Origin of the sequence: Lederbergia ruris, from assembly GCF_018332955.1 — a bacterium.
Taxonomy (GTDB): Bacteria; Bacillota; Bacilli; order Bacillales; family Bacillaceae_C; genus Lederbergia; species Lederbergia ruris.
Window position 1 is genome coordinate 1 of record NZ_BORB01000111.1, and the last position, 659, is coordinate 659.

A 659-nucleotide genomic window follows, 5' to 3' on the forward strand; every position below is an offset into this window, starting at 1 on the left:
CTTCTAATACCGATTCTTGACTTAACCCCTGACCCAATTGAATATCTGTCCAATCAAAAGGATTGCCAGACACGTTCGGCAGCGTTGCCGTTTTGAATAATAGGTTTATCTTACGCTCCTCACGCTGTTCCACTTCCTTTTCAAAAAGTGTTAATAAGTATTGTTGAGGATCTTCTATGTTCACCGTATGGAAATTCTCACGAATCCAGCTGAGCTTTAATCGCTTTGCGTACTCCTGAATCATTTCATGCATTATGCCTGACTCCTTTCAGAGGAAAAGAAGATATCATATTTCTTAATCCCTCGCTCAGCGACTGGCATGACTGGGATGCTAGGCTTCATCTCCAACGTATCACGATAACCTCGCCCGTGAATAAGTTGATGGAAAACCTGTTTGATTGATTCGGAAGATGGATGGCTCCTTTTAGAAGCTATCTCCAACGCTTCTGTTGCCTTTTCTAAACTATGTTCTTTCAGTAATGTTGATAATAGTTTGAGAGCTTCTTTCTTCTCCTCAACGGTGCATTCATTCAAATAGCTTCGCCAGCGTTCCGGTAATTGGCCATAGAACGTCGTATATTTCAAAGCTGTTGGCCTTGTGGCCATAAGAGATAGGTAGGGTTGCCATACCATTGATTTTGATGCATTTCCGTAGATTC

2 pseudogenes are annotated in these 659 nt (G+C 41.9%); both read right to left on the reverse strand.

What is annotated here, in order from left to right:
- Positions 1-253: pseudogene (locus KI363_RS21640) on the reverse strand (IS21-like element helper ATPase IstB); the annotation flags it as partial.
- Positions 253-659, reverse strand: a pseudogene (locus tag KI363_RS21645) (IS21 family transposase); the annotation flags it as partial. The pseudogenes KI363_RS21645 and KI363_RS21640, both read right to left, overlap by 1 nt.